This is a genomic window from Terrabacter sp. FW104-15G4B (genome assembly GCF_058790095.1).
Window position 1 is genome coordinate 85,761 of the sequence record NZ_JBYTCI010000010.1, and the last position, 16,703, is coordinate 102,463.

13 protein-coding genes are annotated in these 16,703 nt (G+C 71.7%); 3 read left to right on the top strand and 10 right to left on the bottom strand.

Features of this window, described 5'->3' with window-relative positions; all coding sequences use genetic code 11:
• Window positions 1-21: 21 nt before the first annotated feature.
• The 7 genes from gap to uvrA form a co-directional block, all read right to left on the bottom strand.
• Window positions 22-1,026 (bottom strand): type I glyceraldehyde-3-phosphate dehydrogenase, encoded by a 1,005-nt coding sequence (gap, locus tag AC3WRT_RS10375; RefSeq protein WP_492721573.1) that lies wholly within the window; start codon window positions 1,024-1,026, stop codon window positions 22-24.
• 159 nt (window positions 1,027-1,185) lie between these two features.
• Window positions 1,186-2,166, bottom strand: coding sequence for a DNA-binding protein WhiA (gene whiA, locus AC3WRT_RS10380; RefSeq protein ID WP_492721575.1), 981 nt, complete (start codon window positions 2,164-2,166; stop codon window positions 1,186-1,188).
• Between the two features lie 78 nt (window positions 2,167-2,244).
• Window positions 2,245-3,213, bottom strand: a complete 969-nt coding sequence (locus AC3WRT_RS10385; protein ID WP_492721576.1) for a gluconeogenesis factor YvcK family protein — start codon at window positions 3,211-3,213, stop codon at window positions 2,245-2,247.
• Window positions 3,214-3,227: 14 nt separating this feature from the next.
• Window positions 3,228-4,145: an RNase adapter RapZ gene (gene rapZ, locus AC3WRT_RS10390; RefSeq protein WP_492721577.1), complete on the bottom strand. Its 918-nt coding sequence runs from the start codon at window positions 4,143-4,145 to the stop codon at window positions 3,228-3,230.
• Window positions 4,142-6,163 carry an excinuclease ABC subunit UvrC gene (gene uvrC / locus AC3WRT_RS10395; RefSeq protein WP_492721579.1) on the bottom strand — a complete coding sequence of 674 codons (2,022 nt, stop codon included), beginning with the start codon at window positions 6,161-6,163 and terminating at the stop codon, window positions 4,142-4,144. Before uvrC ends, rapZ begins: the two co-directional genes overlap by 4 nt.
• Window positions 6,164-6,251: 88 nt before the next feature.
• Complete coding sequence (locus AC3WRT_RS10400; protein WP_492721580.1) at window positions 6,252-6,713, bottom strand: Rieske (2Fe-2S) protein; 462 nt, start codon at window positions 6,711-6,713, stop codon at window positions 6,252-6,254.
• Window positions 6,710-9,853, bottom strand: a complete 3,144-nt coding sequence (uvrA, locus tag AC3WRT_RS10405; RefSeq protein WP_492721582.1) for an excinuclease ABC subunit UvrA — start codon at window positions 9,851-9,853, stop codon at window positions 6,710-6,712. Before uvrA ends, AC3WRT_RS10400 begins: the two co-directional genes overlap by 4 nt.
• Window positions 9,854-9,937: 84 nt before the next feature.
• Between uvrA and AC3WRT_RS10410 the strand changes: the two genes are divergently transcribed.
• Genes AC3WRT_RS10410 through AC3WRT_RS10420 form a run of 3 tightly spaced genes read left to right on the top strand, consistent with a single transcriptional unit; the run spans window position 9,938 to window position 13,132 of the window.
• Window positions 9,938-11,761, top strand: a complete 1,824-nt coding sequence (locus AC3WRT_RS10410; RefSeq protein ID WP_492721584.1) for a glycoside hydrolase family 15 protein — start codon at window positions 9,938-9,940, stop codon at window positions 11,759-11,761.
• Entirely contained in the window at window positions 11,748-12,449 is a 702-nt protein-coding gene (locus tag AC3WRT_RS10415) for a maleylpyruvate isomerase family mycothiol-dependent enzyme (RefSeq protein ID WP_492721587.1), read from the top strand. The genes AC3WRT_RS10410 and AC3WRT_RS10415 overlap by 14 nt, the downstream gene beginning before the upstream one ends.
• 2 nt (window positions 12,450-12,451) lie before the next feature.
• Window positions 12,452-13,132: an MBL fold metallo-hydrolase gene (locus AC3WRT_RS10420; RefSeq protein WP_492721589.1), complete on the top strand. Its 681-nt coding sequence runs from the start codon at window positions 12,452-12,454 to the stop codon at window positions 13,130-13,132.
• Between the two features lie 72 nt (window positions 13,133-13,204).
• Here AC3WRT_RS10420 and AC3WRT_RS10425 read toward each other — a convergent pair whose 3' ends face one another.
• Genes AC3WRT_RS10425 through AC3WRT_RS10435 form a run of 3 tightly spaced genes read right to left on the bottom strand, consistent with a single transcriptional unit; the run spans window position 13,205 to window position 16,610 of the window.
• Entirely contained in the window at window positions 13,205-14,608 is a 1,404-nt protein-coding gene (locus AC3WRT_RS10425) for a sensor histidine kinase (protein WP_492721591.1), read from the bottom strand.
• 25 nt (window positions 14,609-14,633) lie between these two features.
• Window positions 14,634-16,292 (bottom strand): NAD(P)/FAD-dependent oxidoreductase, encoded by a 1,659-nt coding sequence (locus AC3WRT_RS10430; RefSeq protein WP_492721592.1) that lies wholly within the window; start codon window positions 16,290-16,292, stop codon window positions 14,634-14,636.
• Complete coding sequence (locus AC3WRT_RS10435; protein ID WP_492721593.1) at window positions 16,293-16,610, bottom strand: hypothetical protein; 318 nt, start codon at window positions 16,608-16,610, stop codon at window positions 16,293-16,295.
• Between the last annotated feature and the right edge of the window lie 93 nt (window positions 16,611-16,703).

Consider the following 16,703-nt stretch of genomic DNA (forward strand, 5'->3'; position numbering starts at 1 on the left):
CGAGGGCGGTGGCCGAGCGGCTCAGAGGGACTGGCCGACGAGCGCGACGAGGTCGACGAGGCGGTTGGAGTAGCCCCACTCGTTGTCGTACCAGCCGACGACCTTGACCTGGTTGCCGATCACCTTGGTGAGGCCTGCGTCGAAGATGCAGGAGGCCGGGTCGGTCTCGATGTCCTTGGAGACGATCTCGTCCTCGGTGTAGACGAGGTAGCCCTTGAGCGGGCCCTCCGCCGCGGCCTTGACGGCGGCGTTGACCTCCTCGACCGTGGTCTCGCGGCCGGCCTCGAACGTCAGGTCGGTGGCCGAGCCGGTGGGCACGGGCACGCGGAGCGCGTAGCCGTCGAGCTTGCCCTTGAGCTCGGGGAGCACGAGGGAGACGGCCTTGGCCGCGCCGGTGGTCGTGGGGACGATGTTGAGCGCGGCGGCACGCGCACGGCGGAGGTCCTTGTGCGGTGCGTCCTGGAGGTTCTGGTCCTGGGTGTACGCGTGGATGGTCGTCATGAGGCCCTTGACGATGCCGAACTCGTCGTTGAGGGCCTTGGCCATCGGGGCGAGGCAGTTCGTCGTGCACGAGGCGTTGGAGATGACGGTGTGCTTGTCGGCGTCGTAGAGGTCGTCGTTGACGCCCATCACGATCGTGATGTCCTCGTTCTTGGCCGGGGCCGAGATGATGACCTTCTTCGCGCCGCCGTCGATGTGGGCCTTGGCCTTCGTCGCGTCGGTGAAGAAGCCGGTGGACTCGACGATGACGTCGGCCCCCACGCCGGCCCAGTCGATCGCTGCGGGGTCGCGCTCCTCGAAGACGCGAATCGCCTTGCCGTCGACGATGATCGACGTCTCGTCGAACGTGACCTCACCGGGGAAGCGACCCAGGATCGAGTCGTACTTGAGCAGGTGGGCGAGGGTCTTGTTGTCCATGAGGTCGTTGGTCGCCACGACCTCGATGTCGGCTCCGGACGCCGCGATGGCGCGGAAGAAGTTGCGGCCGATGCGGCCAAAGCCGTTGATTCCAACGCGAACGGTCACTGCTGTGCACCTCTTCGGTGAGACTGTTTCGGACGAAATGCCAGACCTTGGGCCGCGCCGTTGCGACCTCGATCATCGCCCACCCTAGTGCGTCGCCCAGCGGGTCGACGCGGCAGTCTCAGCGCTTGGTGAGGGCTCCGGCAGGTGTCGGAGAGCGGCTCAGCTCTCGAGCATGTCGGCCGTGAGGTTGGCGTCGGTGCCCGGGACACCGAGCTCCTCGGCGCGCTTGTCGGCCATCGCCAGCAGGCGCCGGATGCGTCCTGCCACGGCGTCCTTGGTCATCGGCGGCTTGGCGAGCTGGCCGAGCTCCTCGAGGCTCGCCTGCTTGTGCTCGAGACGGAGCACACCTGCCTCGCGCAGGTGGTCCGGGATGTCCTCGCCCAACAGGTCCATCGCCCGCTCCACACGGGCCCCGGCCGCGACGGCCGCACGGGCGGACCGGCGGAGGTTCGCGTCGTCGAAGTTGGCGAGCCGGTTGGCCGTCGCCCGGACCTCACGCCGCATCCGCCGCTCCTCCCAGGCGAGCACGGCATCGTGGGCGCCGAGCCGCGTCAGCATCGCGCCGATGGCGTCGCCGTCGCGGATCACGACGCGGTCGACACCGCGGACCTCGCGGGCCTTGGCCTGGATGCCAAGGCGGCGGGCGGCTCCCACGAGGGCGAGGGCGGCCTCGGGGCCGGGGCAGGTGACCTCCATGGCGGACGAGCGGCCTGGCTCGGTCAGCGAGCCGTGGGCGAGGAAGGCACCGCGCCAGGCGGCCTCGGAGTCGCACGTGGCGGCGCTGACGACCTTGGGCGGCAGGCCGCGAACGGGGCGCCCGCGGGCGTCGATGAGGCCGGTCTGCCTTGCGAGCGTCGCGCCGTCCTCGACGACCCGCACGACGTAGCGCGAGCCACGACGCAGCCCGCCGGCGGCAAGCACGAGGACGTCGCTCTTGTGGCCGTACACCTCGGCGATGTTGCGGCGCAGGCGCCGGGCGGCGTTCGCCGTGTCGAGCTCCGCCTCGACCACGATCTGTCCCCCGATGATGTGCAGGCCACCGGCGAAGCGCAGCATCGTGGAGACCTCGGCCTTGCGACAGCAGGGCTTGGTCACCTCGAGGCGTGAGAGCTCGTCCTTCACCTTCGCTGTCATGGCCATGGCCGACATCCTGCCACCCTGATCAAGCACCCTCGTCGCGCAGGCCCGTGCCATCGTCACGGGCCGCCTGCGGCGGCCTCACGAGATGACGTCGCGCAGGGCTGCAGCGAGCCGGAGCGGGTCGTGGACGCCGGGCTCACCACGGGCCGCCACGGGCGCGACCACGAGCTCGGCCCCGAGGTCGGCCGCGGCTGCGCGCAGGGATGCTCCGTCGGGCACGACGCTCGGGTCGGCCAGCACGACGTCGAGCCGCAGGTCGGGCGCGTTGGCGGCGAACGACGCGAGGTGGTCCTCGGCCCGGAAGTCACGGGTCTCCCCCTTGTGCACCTCGAGGTTGAGGTTGAGCAGCCGCTTGGCCGGCGTCGTGACGAGCGCGTCGACGAGGTCGGGCACGAGCAGGTGCGGCATCACCGAGGTGAACCACGATCCCGGCCCCAGCATGACCCAGTCGGCGTCGCGGACGGCGGTGAGGGCCTCCTGGCAGGGCTCCGGGCAGGTCGGCACGATCCCGATGGACGACACGATGCCCGGCGACGACGCCACCCGGTGCTGCCCGCGCACCGCCAGGGTGGCGCCTGGCTGGGCCGGGTCGTGGCCGAGGATCTCGGCGACGATCTCGAGGGGCTCGGCTGCCATGGGCAGCACCCGGCCGCGAGCGCCGAGCAGGCGCCCCACGAGGTCGAGACCCTGCACCGTGTCGCCGAGCAGCTCCCAGATCGAGACGATCATGAGGTTGCCGAGGGCATGGCCCTTGAGGTCGCCTGTCCCGGCGAACCGGTGCTGGAGCACGTCACGCCAGGTGTGCCCCCAGTCGCTGTCGTCACAGAGCGCCGACAGCGCCATCCGGAGGTCTCCCGGCGGCAGCACGTCGAACTCCTCGCGCAGCCGCCCGCTCGACCCGCCGTCGTCGGCGACGGTCACGACGGCCGTCACCTCGTCGGTGAGCAGCCGCAGGGCCGTGAGGGCGGCCGCCAGCCCGTGACCGCCGCCGAGCGCGACGATCCGGCGATGGTGCGGTGAGCCGAGGGGTAGGCGTGGCGTCGTCACGGACGGGGTCCCGGTCACTCCCGGCCGAGGTCGCGGTGGACGACGAAGGTGTCGACGCGGTCGCGGCCCCCGAGCCGCTCGCTCAGGGCCTCGGCGATGGCGACCGAGCGGTGCTTGCCGCCCGTGCAGCCCACGGCCACGGTGACGTAGCGGCGTCCCTCCCGGACGTAGCCGTCGATCATGGTGTCGAGCAGCTCGCTCGACCGGTCGAGGAACTCCTCGGCGCCCTCCTGCTTCATGACGAACTCGCTGACGGGCCTGTCGCGCCCGGTCAGCGGTCGCAGCTCCGGCACCCAGTACGGGTTGGGCAGGAACCGCATGTCGAAGACGACGTCGGCGTCGAGCGGGAGGCCGTACTTGAACCCGAACGACATGACCGCGATCCGCAGCTGCACCCGCCGGTCGCCGGCGAAGAGCGAGGAGAGCTTGGCGCTCAGCTGGTGGACGTTGAGCCCTGAGCTGTCGATCACGACGTCGGCGGACGAGCGGAGGTCGAGGAGCATCTCGCGCTCACGCTGGATGCCGTCGAGCAGGCGCCCGTCACCCTGGAGCGGGTGCGGGCGCCGAACGCTCTCGAAGCGGCGGACGAGGGCCTCGTCGGTGGCGTCCAGGAAGACGAGGCTGGGCCGCTCCCCGCGGGCGCGGGCCGCGCTGATCGCTCCTTCCAGCTGGGCGAACCACCCACGGGCGCGGACGTCCACGACGACGGCGACCTGTTGCAGGTGCTCGTCCGGGTGCTCGTTCCGGGCCTGGTCGCGCAGCTCGTCGAGGTGCGTGAGCAGCTGCGGCGGGAGGTTGTCGACGACGAGCCAGCCGAGGTCCTCGAGGACGTTGGCGGTCGTGCTGCGGCCGGCGCCGCTCATCCCCGTGACGATGACGATGGGGGCGTCGGCCAAGGACGCCTGGGATGCGCGCCTGGGGTCGGCGGTCATTCGAGCACTTCTCCTGTCGTGAGGTTCACGGCTGGCTCCTGTGGTGCTCCCTCAGCCAAGTGGTTGACGACGGCGGAGGCAAGCGACCGGCCGAAGCCGGGTACGGCCATGATGTCCGTTACGTCCGCCGTGCGAAGGCGTTTCACCGACCCGAAGTGTCGCAGCAGCGCCTTCTGGCGGCTCGCCCCGAGGCCCGGTATGCCGTCGAGCTGGGAGGTCGTCATGGCCTTCGACCGGCGTTGGCGGTGGAACGTGATTGCGAAACGGTGGGCCTCGTCGCGCAGGCGCTGCAGCAGGTAGAGGCCCTCGCTCGTGCGGGGCAGGATGACGGGGTGCTCCTCGCGCGGGAGCCAGACCTCCTCGAGCCGCTTGGCCAGACCGACGAGGGCCACCTCCTCGATACCCAGCTCGTCGAGCACCGACTGGGCGGCATTGACCTGGGGCAGTCCTCCGTCGACGACGACGAGGCTCGGCGGGTAGGCGAACCGGCGGGGGCGGCCGGTCTCGGGGTCGATCGGCCCGGAGGCTGACGGCTCGTCGTCGGTCGCGCCGCCGCCGACGACGCCGGTGGACAGGTCGAGGTCACCAGCGCCCTCGGCGTCCTCGAGGTAGCGGCGGAAGCGGCGGGTGAGCACCTCGCGCATCGCCGCGGTGTCGTCGACGGTGGCCGGCTGGCCCCCGTCCTCGCCGGAGGCCGCGCCGCGCACGATGAACCGGCGGTACTCGCTCTTGCGCGCGAGGCCGTCCTCGAAGACGACCATCGAGGCGACGACGTTGGTGCCCTGGACGTGGCTGACGTCGTAGCACTCGATGCGCAGCGGCGCGTCGTCGAGACCGAGGTACTCCTGCAGCTCCTGCAGTGCCTTGCTGCGCAGCGTCAGGTCGCCGGCGCGCGCCACCTTGTGACGCGCGAGCGACTGCTCGGCGTTGCGCCGGACCGTCTCGGCGAGGGTGCGCTTGTCGCCGCGTCGGGGCACGCGGACGCTGACCGCCGAGCCGCGCACCGACGAGAGCCACTCGGTGACCGCCTCGAGGTCCGCAGGGAGGGTCGGCACGAGCACCTCGCGCGGGACCGCGTCGCGCTCGGCGTCGCCGTAGACCTGCAGGAGGAGGTGCTCGACGAGGGTCGGGACGTCCTCGCTCTCCTTCTCGACGACCCAGCCGCGCTGGCCGCGGATGCGGCCGCCGCGGACGTGGAACACCTGCACTGCGGCCTCGAGGTCGTCGTCGGCCAGGGCGAAGACGTCGGCGTCGGTGGCGTCACCGAGGACGACGGCCTGCTTCTCGAGGGCCTTGGTCAGCGCCCCGATGTCGTCGCGCAGCCGGGCGGCCTGCTCGAAGTCGAGCTCGGCGGCCGCCTCCTTCATCCGGGTCTCGAGTCGTTTGGCGAAGCGCGTAGAGTTGCCGGCCATGAAGTCGCAGAAGTCCTCGGCGATGGCACGGTGCTCGTCGGGCGTGACGCGCCCGACGCACGGCGCGGAGCACTTGTCGATGTAGCCGAGCAGGCACGGGCGGCCACTCGCCGCCGCACGCTTGAAGACGCCCGAGGAGCAGGTGCGCACCGGGAATACGCGCAGCAGCAGGTCGAGCGTCTCGCGGATCGCCCACGCGTGGCCGTAGGGGCCGAAGTAGCGGGTGCCCTTGCGCTTGGCCCCGCGCATGACCTGGGCCCGGGGGAACTCCTCGCTCATCGTGACGGCGAGGAAGGGGTAGGACTTGTCGTCGCGGTACTTGACGTTGAAGCGCGGGTCGAACTCCTTGATCCAGGAGTACTCGAGCTGGAGGGCCTCGACCTCAGTGCGCACCACGGTCCACTCGACGGACGCCGCCGTGGTGACCATGGTGGCGGTGCGGGGGTGCAGCGCCGCGATGTCCTGGAAGTACGAGGAGAGCCGCGGACGCAGCGACTTCGCCTTGCCGACGTAGATGACCCGGCCGTGGGCGTCGCGGAAGCGGTAGACGCCCGGATCGGTGGGGATTTCGCCCGGCTTCGGTCGGTAGGTCGTCGGGTCCGCCACATCTCCACCCTATGTCGGGCCTGTGACATCGCCGTACGGCGCCTACCGGCGCCCACGTCGGCTTCCGGGCGCCTGCCAGACCCGCCGGTCACCCGACGGTGAAGGTGTTGCCCTTGACGGTGATGGTCTTCGGCGTGAGCCCGGTCGGGGCGGGGCCGGACACGCGGTCGCCGGTGGCGGCGTCGAAGTGGCTCTGGTGGCACGGGCAGATGATCTGGCCGCCCTCGACCGAGCCGACGATGCAGCCCTGGTGCGGGCAGACCGCGTCGAAGGCCTTGAAGGCCCCCGCGGTCGGCTGGGTCACGACGGTGCTGGTGTCGGCGAAGACCTTGCCGCCGCCCACCGGGATGTCCGACGTCGGCGTGCCCGAGGAGGCCGCGCCGGACGGCGATCCCCCGGTGCTGGGGACCGGCGGACTGCTGCAGGCCGCGAGGGCGCCCGCGCCGACCACGACACCGGCGAGCTTGAGCGCCCCGCGACGGTCGGTGAGGCCGGCGACCCGGGCGTCCACTGCGGGCGCGGTGCGGGCGGACGGCGTGGGGTCGGTCATGCGTTCCTCTTCCGGGTCGTGGTCGAGGCCCTCGTCTTGCTCACGGTGGTGCTCGACGTGGTCTTCTTCGCAGCGGCGGTGCTCGATCCTCCTCGTGCGCGAGCGGGCGCCTTCGCTGCCTTCACGGTGCGCGGGCTGGATGTGCCCGCGCCGTCAGCCGGCTGGGAGGCGGCCGTGGACGCCTTCTTCGTGCGAGCACCTGCAGTGCTGCGGCTCGTCGTCCGCGCGGTGCGCTCGAGGATCGGCTTGAGGAAGCGGCCGGTGTGGCTGGCGGCGACCTCGGCGACCTCCTCGGGTGTGCCCTCTGCGATGACGGTGCCACCTCCGGACCCGCCCTCCGGCCCCATGTCGATGATCCAGTCGGCGTTCTTGATGACGTCGAGGTTGTGCTCGATGACGATGACGGTGTTGCCCTTGTCGACGAGGCCCTGGAGCACGTCGAGGAGCTTGCGGATGTCCTCGAAGTGCAGGCCGGTGGTCGGCTCGTCGAGGACGTAGATGGTGCGTCCGGTGGACCGTTTCTGGAGCTCGGTCGCGAGCTTGACGCGCTGCGCCTCACCACCGGAGAGCGTCGGCGCCGGCTGGCCCAGGCGGACGTAGCCGAGGCCGACGTCGTTGAGGGTCTTGAGGTGCCGTGCGATCGCGGGCACCGCCTCGAAGAAGGTCGCGGCCTCCTCGATCGGCATGTCGAGCACGTCCGCGATCGTCTTGCCCTTGAAGTGCACCTCGAGCGTCTCGCGGTTGTAGCGGGCCCCGTGGCACACCTCGCAGGGGACGTAGACGTCGGGCAGGAAGTTCATCTCGATCTTGATCGTGCCGTCGCCGGAGCACGCGTCACAGCGCCCGCCCTTGACGTTGAAGGAGAAGCGGCCCGGCTGGTAGCCGCGCACCTTGGCCTCCGTCGTCTCGGCGAAGAGCTTGCGCATGTTGTCGAAGACGCCGGTGTAGGTGGCGGGGTTCGACCGTGGGGTGCGACCGATCGGGCCCTGGTCCACGTGGACGACCTTGTCGAGCTGGTCGAGGCCGGTGACCGTCTTGTGACGGCCCGGCACGTGCCGTGCGCCGTTGAGCTTGTTGGCGAGGACGTTGTAGAGGATGTCGTTGACCAGGGTCGACTTGCCCGAGCCGGACACACCGGTCACGGCGACGAGGTTGCCCAGCGGGAAGTTCACCGTGACGTTCCGGAGGTTGTTCTCGCGCGCGCCGCTGACCGTGAGCTGACGGCCGTCGTGGCCACGGCGGACCGCGGGCGAGGGGACCTCCCGCCGGCCCGAGAGGTACATGCCGGTCAGCGAGTCGGGGTGCTCCAGCAGTCCCTTGACCGGCCCGGAGTGGACGACGTGGCCGCCGTGCTCGCCGGCGCCGGGGCCGATGTCGACGACCCAGTCGGCCGTGGCGATGGTGTCCTCGTCGTGCTCGACCACGATGAGGGTGTTGCCGAGGTCGCGCAGGCGCGTCAGGGTCTCGATGAGACGGTGGTTGTCGCGCTGGTGCAGCCCGATCGACGGCTCGTCGAGGACGTAGAGGACGCCGACCAGACCGGAGCCGATCTGCGTCGCGAGCCGGATGCGCTGGGCCTCACCACCGGACAGCGTGCCGGCCGGACGGTCGAGCGAGAGGTAGTCGAGGCCGACGTCGAGCAGGAAGCCGAGGCGGGCGTCGATCTCCTTGATGACCCGCTCGGCGATCTGCTTCTCGCGCGCGGTGAAGTCGACGGTGTCGAGGAAGCCGGCGGCCTCGTTGATGGCGAGCCCGCAGACCTCGGAGATGTTCTTGCCGCCGAGCAGCACGGCGAGCGACTCGGGCTTGAGGCGGGCGCCCTTGCACACCGGGCACGGCACCTCGCGCATGAAGCCCTCGTAGCGGTCGCGGCTCCACTCGGAGTCGGTCTCGGAGTGTCGGCGCTTGATGAACGGGACGACGCCCTCGAAGCCGGTGGTGTAGGAACGGTCGCGGCCGTAGCGGTTCTTGTACTTGACGTGCACCTTGTAGTTCTGGCCGTGCAGCAGCGCCTCCTTGGCGCGCGCCGGCAGCGCCCGCCACGGGGCGTCCAGCGAGAACTTCATGTCCTCGGCGAGCGCCCCCATGACGCGCTGGAAGTACTCGGCCGAGCCGGAGCCCTGGGCCCACGGCGCGATGGCGCCCTCGGCGAGCGACAGGTCGTCGTCGGGCACGACGAGCTCGGGGTCGACCTCGAGCTCGGTGCCGATGCCCGTGCACTCGGGGCACGCGCCGAACGGGGAGTTGAACGAGAAGGACCGCGGCTGGATCTCGTCCATGCCGAGCGGGTGGTTGTTGGGGCAGGCCATCTTCTCGGAGAAGCGGCGCTCGCGGTCCTTGTCCTTGGGCTCGCGGTCGACGAAGTCGATGATGACGACGCCACCGGCGAGGCCGAGGGCCGTCTCGACGGAGTCGGTGAGCCGGCGCTTGGAGCCGGAGTCGTCGCCCTTGGCGACGAGGCGGTCGACGACGACCTCGATCGTGTGCTTCTTCTGCTTCTCCAGGGCCGGCGGCTCGGCCAGGGAGACGACCTCGCCGTCGACGCGGGCACGCGAGAAACCCTTCGTCTGCAGCTCGGCGAAGAGGTCGACGAACTCGCCCTTGCGGCCCTGGACGACGGGGGCGAGCACCTGGAAGCGGGTGCGGTCCTCGAGCGTCAGTAGCTGGTCGACGATCTGCTGGGGCGACTGGCGGGTCACCGGCTCGCCGCAGACCGGGCAGTGCGGACGCCCCGCGCGGGCGAAGAGCAGGCGGAGGTAGTCGTAGACCTCCGTGATGGTGCCGACGGTCGACCTGGGGTTGCGGTTGGTCGACTTCTGGTCGATCGAGACGGCGGGCGAGAGCCCCTCGATGAAGTCGACGTCGGGCTTGTCCATCTGCCCGAGGAACTGGCGGGCGTAGGCCGACAGCGACTCGACGTAGCGACGCTGGCCCTCCGCGAAGATGGTGTCGAAGGCGAGGCTGGACTTGCCCGACCCGGAGAGCCCGGTGAAGACGATGAGGCTGTCGCGGGGAAGGTCGACCGACACGTCGCGCAGGTTGTGCTCGCGCGCGCCGCGGACGACGAGGGAATGGGCGTTGCCGGTGGGCGTAGCAGTCACGCGCAATAGCCTAGGTCGGGGTACCGACAGTCCTCGCATCGGCGGTCAGGGCTGTACAGCCGACGCACCGGCTTTCGGCCGGGCGCCGGAGGCCTTGACGGGCCCGGACGGCATACTCACTCCATGAGTGAGCACGTGCCCACCCCGATCGAGGACTACGCCGTGCTGGGGGACCTCGGCACCGCGGCCCTCGTCAGCCGCCGGGGATCCGTCGACTGGCTGTGCCTCCCCCGCTTCGACTCGCGAGCGTGCTTCGCCGCGCTGCTCGGCACCCCGGAGCACGGGCGGTGGCTCATCTCGCCCGTCGACCCGGACGCGGTGACGACCCGGCGCTACGTCGGCGGCTCCTTCGTCCTCGAGACCGTCCACGAGACGCCGACGGGCCGGGTCCGGGTCACCGACCTGATGCCGCTCGCCGACGGACGCTCCGACCTGCTGCGGCGCATCGAGGGTCTCGAGGGCACCGTGCGCATGGTCCACGAGTGGACGGTGCGCTTCAACTACGGCCTCACCCGGCCATGGGTGGCGCGACACACCGAGGACCTGGAGGACCGCACCGACGAGATCATCACGGCCATCGCCGGCCCGGACATGCTGGTCCTGCGCGGCGCGCGGCTCCCGCACGCCCAGGACGGCCACCACGTCGACGAGTTCGACGTCGTGGCCGGTCAGAGCCTCACCTTCTCGACGACGTGGTTCCGCAGCAACGAGCCCATCCCGCCGCCCCTGCGGGTCCGCGCCCGCATCGCCGAGACCGTCGCGCGCAGCAGGGAGTACGCCTCCCGCAGCCACTACCAGGGGCCGTACGCCGACGCCGTGACCCGTTCGCTGCTGGTGCTGCGGGCGCTGACCCACCAGGACACCGGCGGCATCGTCGCGGCCGTCACGACATCCCTCCCCGAGCAGTTCGGCGGCGTCCGCAACTGGGACTACCGGTTCTGCTGGCTGCGCGATGCTGCCCTGACCCTCGAGGCGCTCCTGGGCTGCGGCTACGTCGAGGAGACCGAGCTGTGGCGCGCCTGGCTGCTGCGGGCCGTCGCCGGCGACCCCGAGGACATGCAGATCATGTACCGCGTCGACGGTGGCCGCGACCTCCCCGAGCGCGTCCTCGGCCACCTGCCCGGGTATGCCGGGTCGCGCCCCGTGCGCGTCGGCAACGCGGCCGTCGACCAGCGCCAGACCGACGTGCTCGGCGAGGTGATGATCTCGCTCGACAACGCCCGGTCGCGGGGCCTCGCGGAGAACGACGACTCCTGGCAGCTGCAGCGGGCGCTCGTCAACCACCTCGCCGAACACTGGCAGGAGGCCGACAACGGGCTCTGGGAGATCCGCGGCCCGTTGCGCCACTTCACCCACTCGCGCGCCATGGTGTGGGCTGCCTTCGACCGGGCTGTGCGAGCCGTGGAGCGGTACGGCCTCGACGGTCCGGTGGAGCGGTGGCGCGAGCTGCGCGACCAGGTCCGCGAGGAGGTCATGACGAAGGGCTTCGACTCCCGGCGCAACACCTTCGTGCAGCACTACGACACGACGGAGGTGGACGCCTCGCTACTGACGCTCTCGTCGATCGGGTTCATCGAGGGCGACGACCCCCGGATGCTCGGCACGATCGCGGCGGTCGAGGCCGACTTGATGCGCCACGGCCTCGTCCTGCGCTACCGCACCGACACGGGGATCGACGGGCTCGCCGGCGACGAGCACCCTTTCCTGGCATGCTCCTTCTGGCTCGTGGCGGCCTACGCCAAGGCGGGTATGACGACGGAGGCGACGGAGCTGATGGACCGGCTGGTCGGGCTCACCAACGACGTGGGACTGCTGTCCGAGGAGTACGACCCGGTCGAGCAGCGCATGGTGGGCAACTTCCCCCAGGCGTTCTCGCACCTGACACTCGTCGGCGCCGCCCTGGCGCTGGCCGAGGCGACCGGAAGGGCATCGAATGAAGCACGCTGACGTGACCCCGCAGCTCGTCGAGGCCGAGACGGACCGCCTCCTCGCGACGGCGGCCTCGCTCGGAGACGACGCGCTGACCGAGCCCTCGCTCTGCGCGGGTTGGTCGCGGGGCCACGTGCTGGCCCACGTGGCTCGCAACGCCGACGCCCTCGTCCGGGTCTGCGACGTCGCGCTCACCGGCGCCGCCGACACGATGTACGACGACGTGGAGTCCCGCGACGCCGACATCGAGCGCGACGCCCACCGGACCGCGGCCGACCACCTCCTCGACCTGCGCGCGTCGGCCGCCCACCTCGCGCAACGGCTGGAGTCGCTGCGCCCCGAGCACGCCGAGGTCCACGTCGAGAGAACCCCCGGCGGCTTCGCCATCCCGGTCGGGATGGTGGCGTTCATGCGGCTGCGCGAGGTCGTCTTCCACCACGTCGACCTCGACGCCGGCTACACCTTCGCAGGCGCGGCCGCGGAGGTCGTGGCGCTCCTCCTGCGCGACGCGGTCAACCGCCTCAGGCACGCCGACGAGCCGCCGTCGCTCCACATCGCGACGACGGAGGGTGACGAGCACGTCGTGGGGGCCGGCGCGACGCGCGTCACCGCCCCTGCCGCGGACGTGCTGATGTGGCTGGCGCGCGGACGCACCGACGGCGTCGCGTTCGACGGCGCCGTTCCGACCCTGCCCTTCGGAGGCTGACGATGACGCACGGGCGAGACGACACCTACACCGGGCACGTCACCGCGACAGGGCCGGCCGGGGTCCGTGAGCTGCCGGCCCTGACGATCCGCAAGCTCGAGGTCGGCGGCTTCGGCAACAACGCCTACCTGCTGACCTGCCGTGCCACGCGCGCGCAGCTGCTCGTCGACGCCGCGGCAGAGCCCGACCGGCTCCTCGAGCTGGTCGCGACCGGCGGCGACGGGCTCGCGACGGTCGTGACCACCCACCAGCACCGTGATCACGTCGGCGCGCTGGCCGAGGTCGTCGCCGCAACCGGCGCGCGGACGGTGGCCGGCGCCGACGACGCCGATGCCCTTCCCGTCCCCGTCGACGAGCGCGTTGGCCAGGGCGACACGGTCACCGTCGGCGACGTGGACCTCGACGTCATCCACCTGCGCGGCCACACGCCCGGGTCCATCGCCCTGGCCTACTCCGACCCGGCCGGGCACACGCACCTCTTCACGGGCGACAGCCTCTTTCCCGGAGGCGTCGGCAACACGAAGAACCCAGGCCAGAGCTTCGACTCCCTCATCGAGGACGTCACCACCCGCGTCTTCGACGTCTACGACGACGACACGTGGTTCTACCCCGGCCACGGCGACGACTCGACGCTGGGCGCGGAGCGGCCGCACCTGGCCGAGTGGCGCGCCCGCGGCTGGTGAGCCTGAGCCGACGACACGGCATACGCCCTCGGTGACGGGAAGCCGGCGTATGCCGTCCCGCGCGTCGCGTGGTCAGGGCGCGGTCGCGTGGGCAGCGTTGACCGGCAGGCGGACCCGCATGCAGGTGTCGCCGGGTCGCGACTCGATCTCGATGCCGCCGCCGTGCCGGTCCACGACGATGCGGTGGGCGATGTCGAGGCCCAGCCCCGTCCCGCGGCCGACGTCCTTCGTCGTGTAGAAGGCCTCGAACGCGCGCTGCTGCACCTCGGGGGTCATGCCGGAACCCGTGTCGCGGACCTCGACGACCACGGCGTCAGCGTCGTGACGGGTCGTCACCGTGAGGGTGCCGGCGCCGTCCATCGCGTCGACGGCGTTGTCGACGAGGTTGGTCCAGACCTGGTTGAGCTCACCGGGCAGGCCGTCGACGAGGGGCACGTCGGCGCCCCACTGGCGCACGACCGTGACACCGGGACGCAGCCGCGGGCCCATGACGAGAAGGGTGCTCTCGATCCCCTCACGGACGTCCACCCGCTGGTGCGACGCCCGGTCCATCTGTGAGTAGGACTTGATGCCGGCGACGAGCTCGGACACCCGGCGGGTCGACTCACGCACCTCGCCGAGCAGCGAGGACACGTCGATGGTGCGGGCGACCCAACCCAGTGCGGCCCCCAGTCCGCCGTCCGGGGACACGGCGGCGGCCCGCTGCACCCAGTCGAGGCCGGCCCCGGCCGACACGAGCGACGCCGCGAGCTCCCAGGACCTCTCGACGCCCGCGCGGTCCAGCCACTCCCCCAGCTCTTCCTCGAGGTCGGCCGTCTCGAGGGGGTCGGGCAGGGTCGTCGGTGGGGCGAGCTCGCGCCGCAGCGCGTCGAGGTCGCCGAACTGCGCCGGCGTCAGGCCGCTCGTCGCCATCTGGCGCAACGCGTCGAGGAGGCCGTCGCAGGCGCGTTGCAGCTCGGCCGAGGACCGTGCGGCGGCGGCCGCCGGGTTGTTGAGCTCGTGGGCCAGTCCGGCGGCCAGGGTCCCTAGCGTCACCAGCCCGCTGCGCTGGCGGGCCGTCGCCTCGATGGACCTGGCCGTGCCGTAGAGGCCGGCCACGAGGTGGGCCGCGAAGGGGAACCACTCGTCGGCGAGGTCGCGGAGGCACTCGGCCGGGACGCGCAGGAGCCGGCCGGGTGCGACGCCGCGGGCCGTCGCCAGGTAGACGCCGTGCTCGTCCCACGCACGGAAGCCGCCGGCCCAGCGCCCCGGCACGTCCATGCGGCCGACCACGACGTCCTCACGCCCGATGCGGCGGACGAGGTCGAGCGTGCCATCGACGAGCACCCACCAGTGGTCGGCGTGGTCGCCCTCGAGCCACAGCACCTCGCCCTTGACGATCTGGATCTCGGCGCCACCCCCGAGCAGCTCCTCGAGCTGGTCGTCGCGCAGACCGTCGAAGAGCCGCACCGTCCGGAGGTCGGAGAGCTCGAGCATCGGGGGTCCCGTCTGTTGGGCTCGCTCAGATCGTGGCGAGGTAGCGGTGGACGAAGTAGACCGACATCGAACCCTCGCCGACGGCCGACGCCACGCGCTTCATCGAGTCGGCGCGCACGTCGCCCGCCGCGAACACGCCTGGCAGGCTGGTCTCCAGGGCGAAGGGCGGACGCGCGAGCGGCCAGTCGTGGGCCGGGTGCCCCGCGACCAGGTCGTGCCCGGTCAGGACGAAGCCGTGGTCGTCGCGCACGACCTCGGCACCCAGCCAGTCGGTCCGCGGGGACGCGCCGATGTAGACGAAGAGCCAGTCCGCGGCGACCTCGTGGGTGACCCGGGTGTGCCGGTCCGCCAGCGTCAGGCGCTCGAGATGGCCGTCACCGGCGGCGCCGACCACCTCCGTCCGGCAGAGCACCCCGATGTGGTCCTCGGCCCGGATGCGCTGGACGAGGTACTGCGACATGCTCGCCTCGAGGGACTGGCCGCGCACGACGAGGGTGACGCGGGCGGCGTAGCGGGCGAGGTTGAGGGCTGCCTGGCCGGCCGAGTTCGCGGCTCCGATGACGTAGACCTCCTCGCCCGCGCAGCCTGCCGCCTGGCCCGCGTTGGACCCGTAGTGGATTCCGCGCCCCGCGAGGGCGTCGATCCCGAGCGCCTCGAGCCGACGGTAGGAGACGCCGGTCGCGAGCACGACGCTCCGGGCTTCGATGTCCTCGGCTCCGTCCAGCCGCACCGCGCGCACCGGGCCCCGCGCCTCGAGGGCGACGACGTCTCGGGCGAGGACCATCTCGGCGCCGAAGCGGCGGGCCTGGGCGATGGCCCGGTGAGCGAGGTCTGCGCCGGAGAGGCCGGAGGGGAAGCCGAGGTAGTTCTCGATCGCGGCGCTCTGCCCCGCCTGGCCGCCCGGCGCGTCGTGCTCGACGACGACGGTGCTCAGGCCCTCGGAGGCGGCGTAGACCGCGGCGGCGAGTCCGGCTGGTCCCCCACCGACGATGCAGACGTCGTAGAGGTCGCGCTCGGCGCGCGTACTCAGGCCCAGGGCCGTCGCGACGGCGACCGGGGTCGGGGCACGGAGGGTCTCGCCGTCGGGGACGAGGACGAGCGGCAGGTCCCCGGGCTGCGCGCCGGCGAGATCGCGCAGCCGCGCCCCCTCTTCGTCGCGCTCGACATCGAGCCACACGTACGGCACGTGGTTGTTGGCGAGGAAGGACTTGAGCAGGTCGCTCGTCTCGGACCACCGGTGCCCCACCACGCGCACGTCGTTCGACTGCTCCGGGTGGGCGTGGTGCCAGTCGGAGAGCAGGTCGTCCACGACGGGGTAGAGGCGGTCCTCCGGTGGGTCCCACGGCTTCAGGAGGTAGTGGTCGAGCCCGATGTCGTTGATCGCCGAGATCGCGACGTCGGTGTCGGCATATGCCGTGACCAGCAGCAGCTTGGCGTCCGGCGCGTCGACGCGGACCTGCGCGAGCAGCTCGATGCCGGTCATGCCGGGCATGCGCTGGTCGGACGCGACGAGGGCGAGCGGCTGGCCGCGGAGGATGAGGCGAGCCACGAGGTCGAGGGCCTCGAGCCCGGAGGAGGCCCGCAGGATGCGGTGCTCGGCGCCGTAGCGGGCTCGTAGGTCCCTGGCGATCGCGGCCGAGACCGGCGCGTCGTCGTCCACCGTGATGATCGCCGGTCGGGCCACCTACTGGGCACCCTCGAGGTCGGCGGGAGTGTCCGGGCGCGGCTCGGCGATGAGCGACTCGAGCTCGGACCGGAGGTACTCGAGGTCGTCCGGGACGTTGGTCAACAGGAGGTGGCGCCGGGGGTTGTTGGCGACCGCCAGCCCGACGCCCAGGCGGGACCGTCCGTGGCGGTGGCGCCAGGCGCGTTCGAGGCGCGGGCCACCGGTCCACTCGACCGGGGCCCGGAGCCACCCCTGCACGTCGACGAGGTCGCCGTCGGGGCTGTGACGTCGGTTCTTCGGGGGCTCGAATCCCTCGAAGGTGATTCGCTGTTCCATATCTCCGACGGTACGGCTCCGGGCCCGGGCCGACCAGCACTTGGCGCAGGTCCGGGCCGATTCCTGAGGGACGAGGCAGGGTGCGAGGATGAC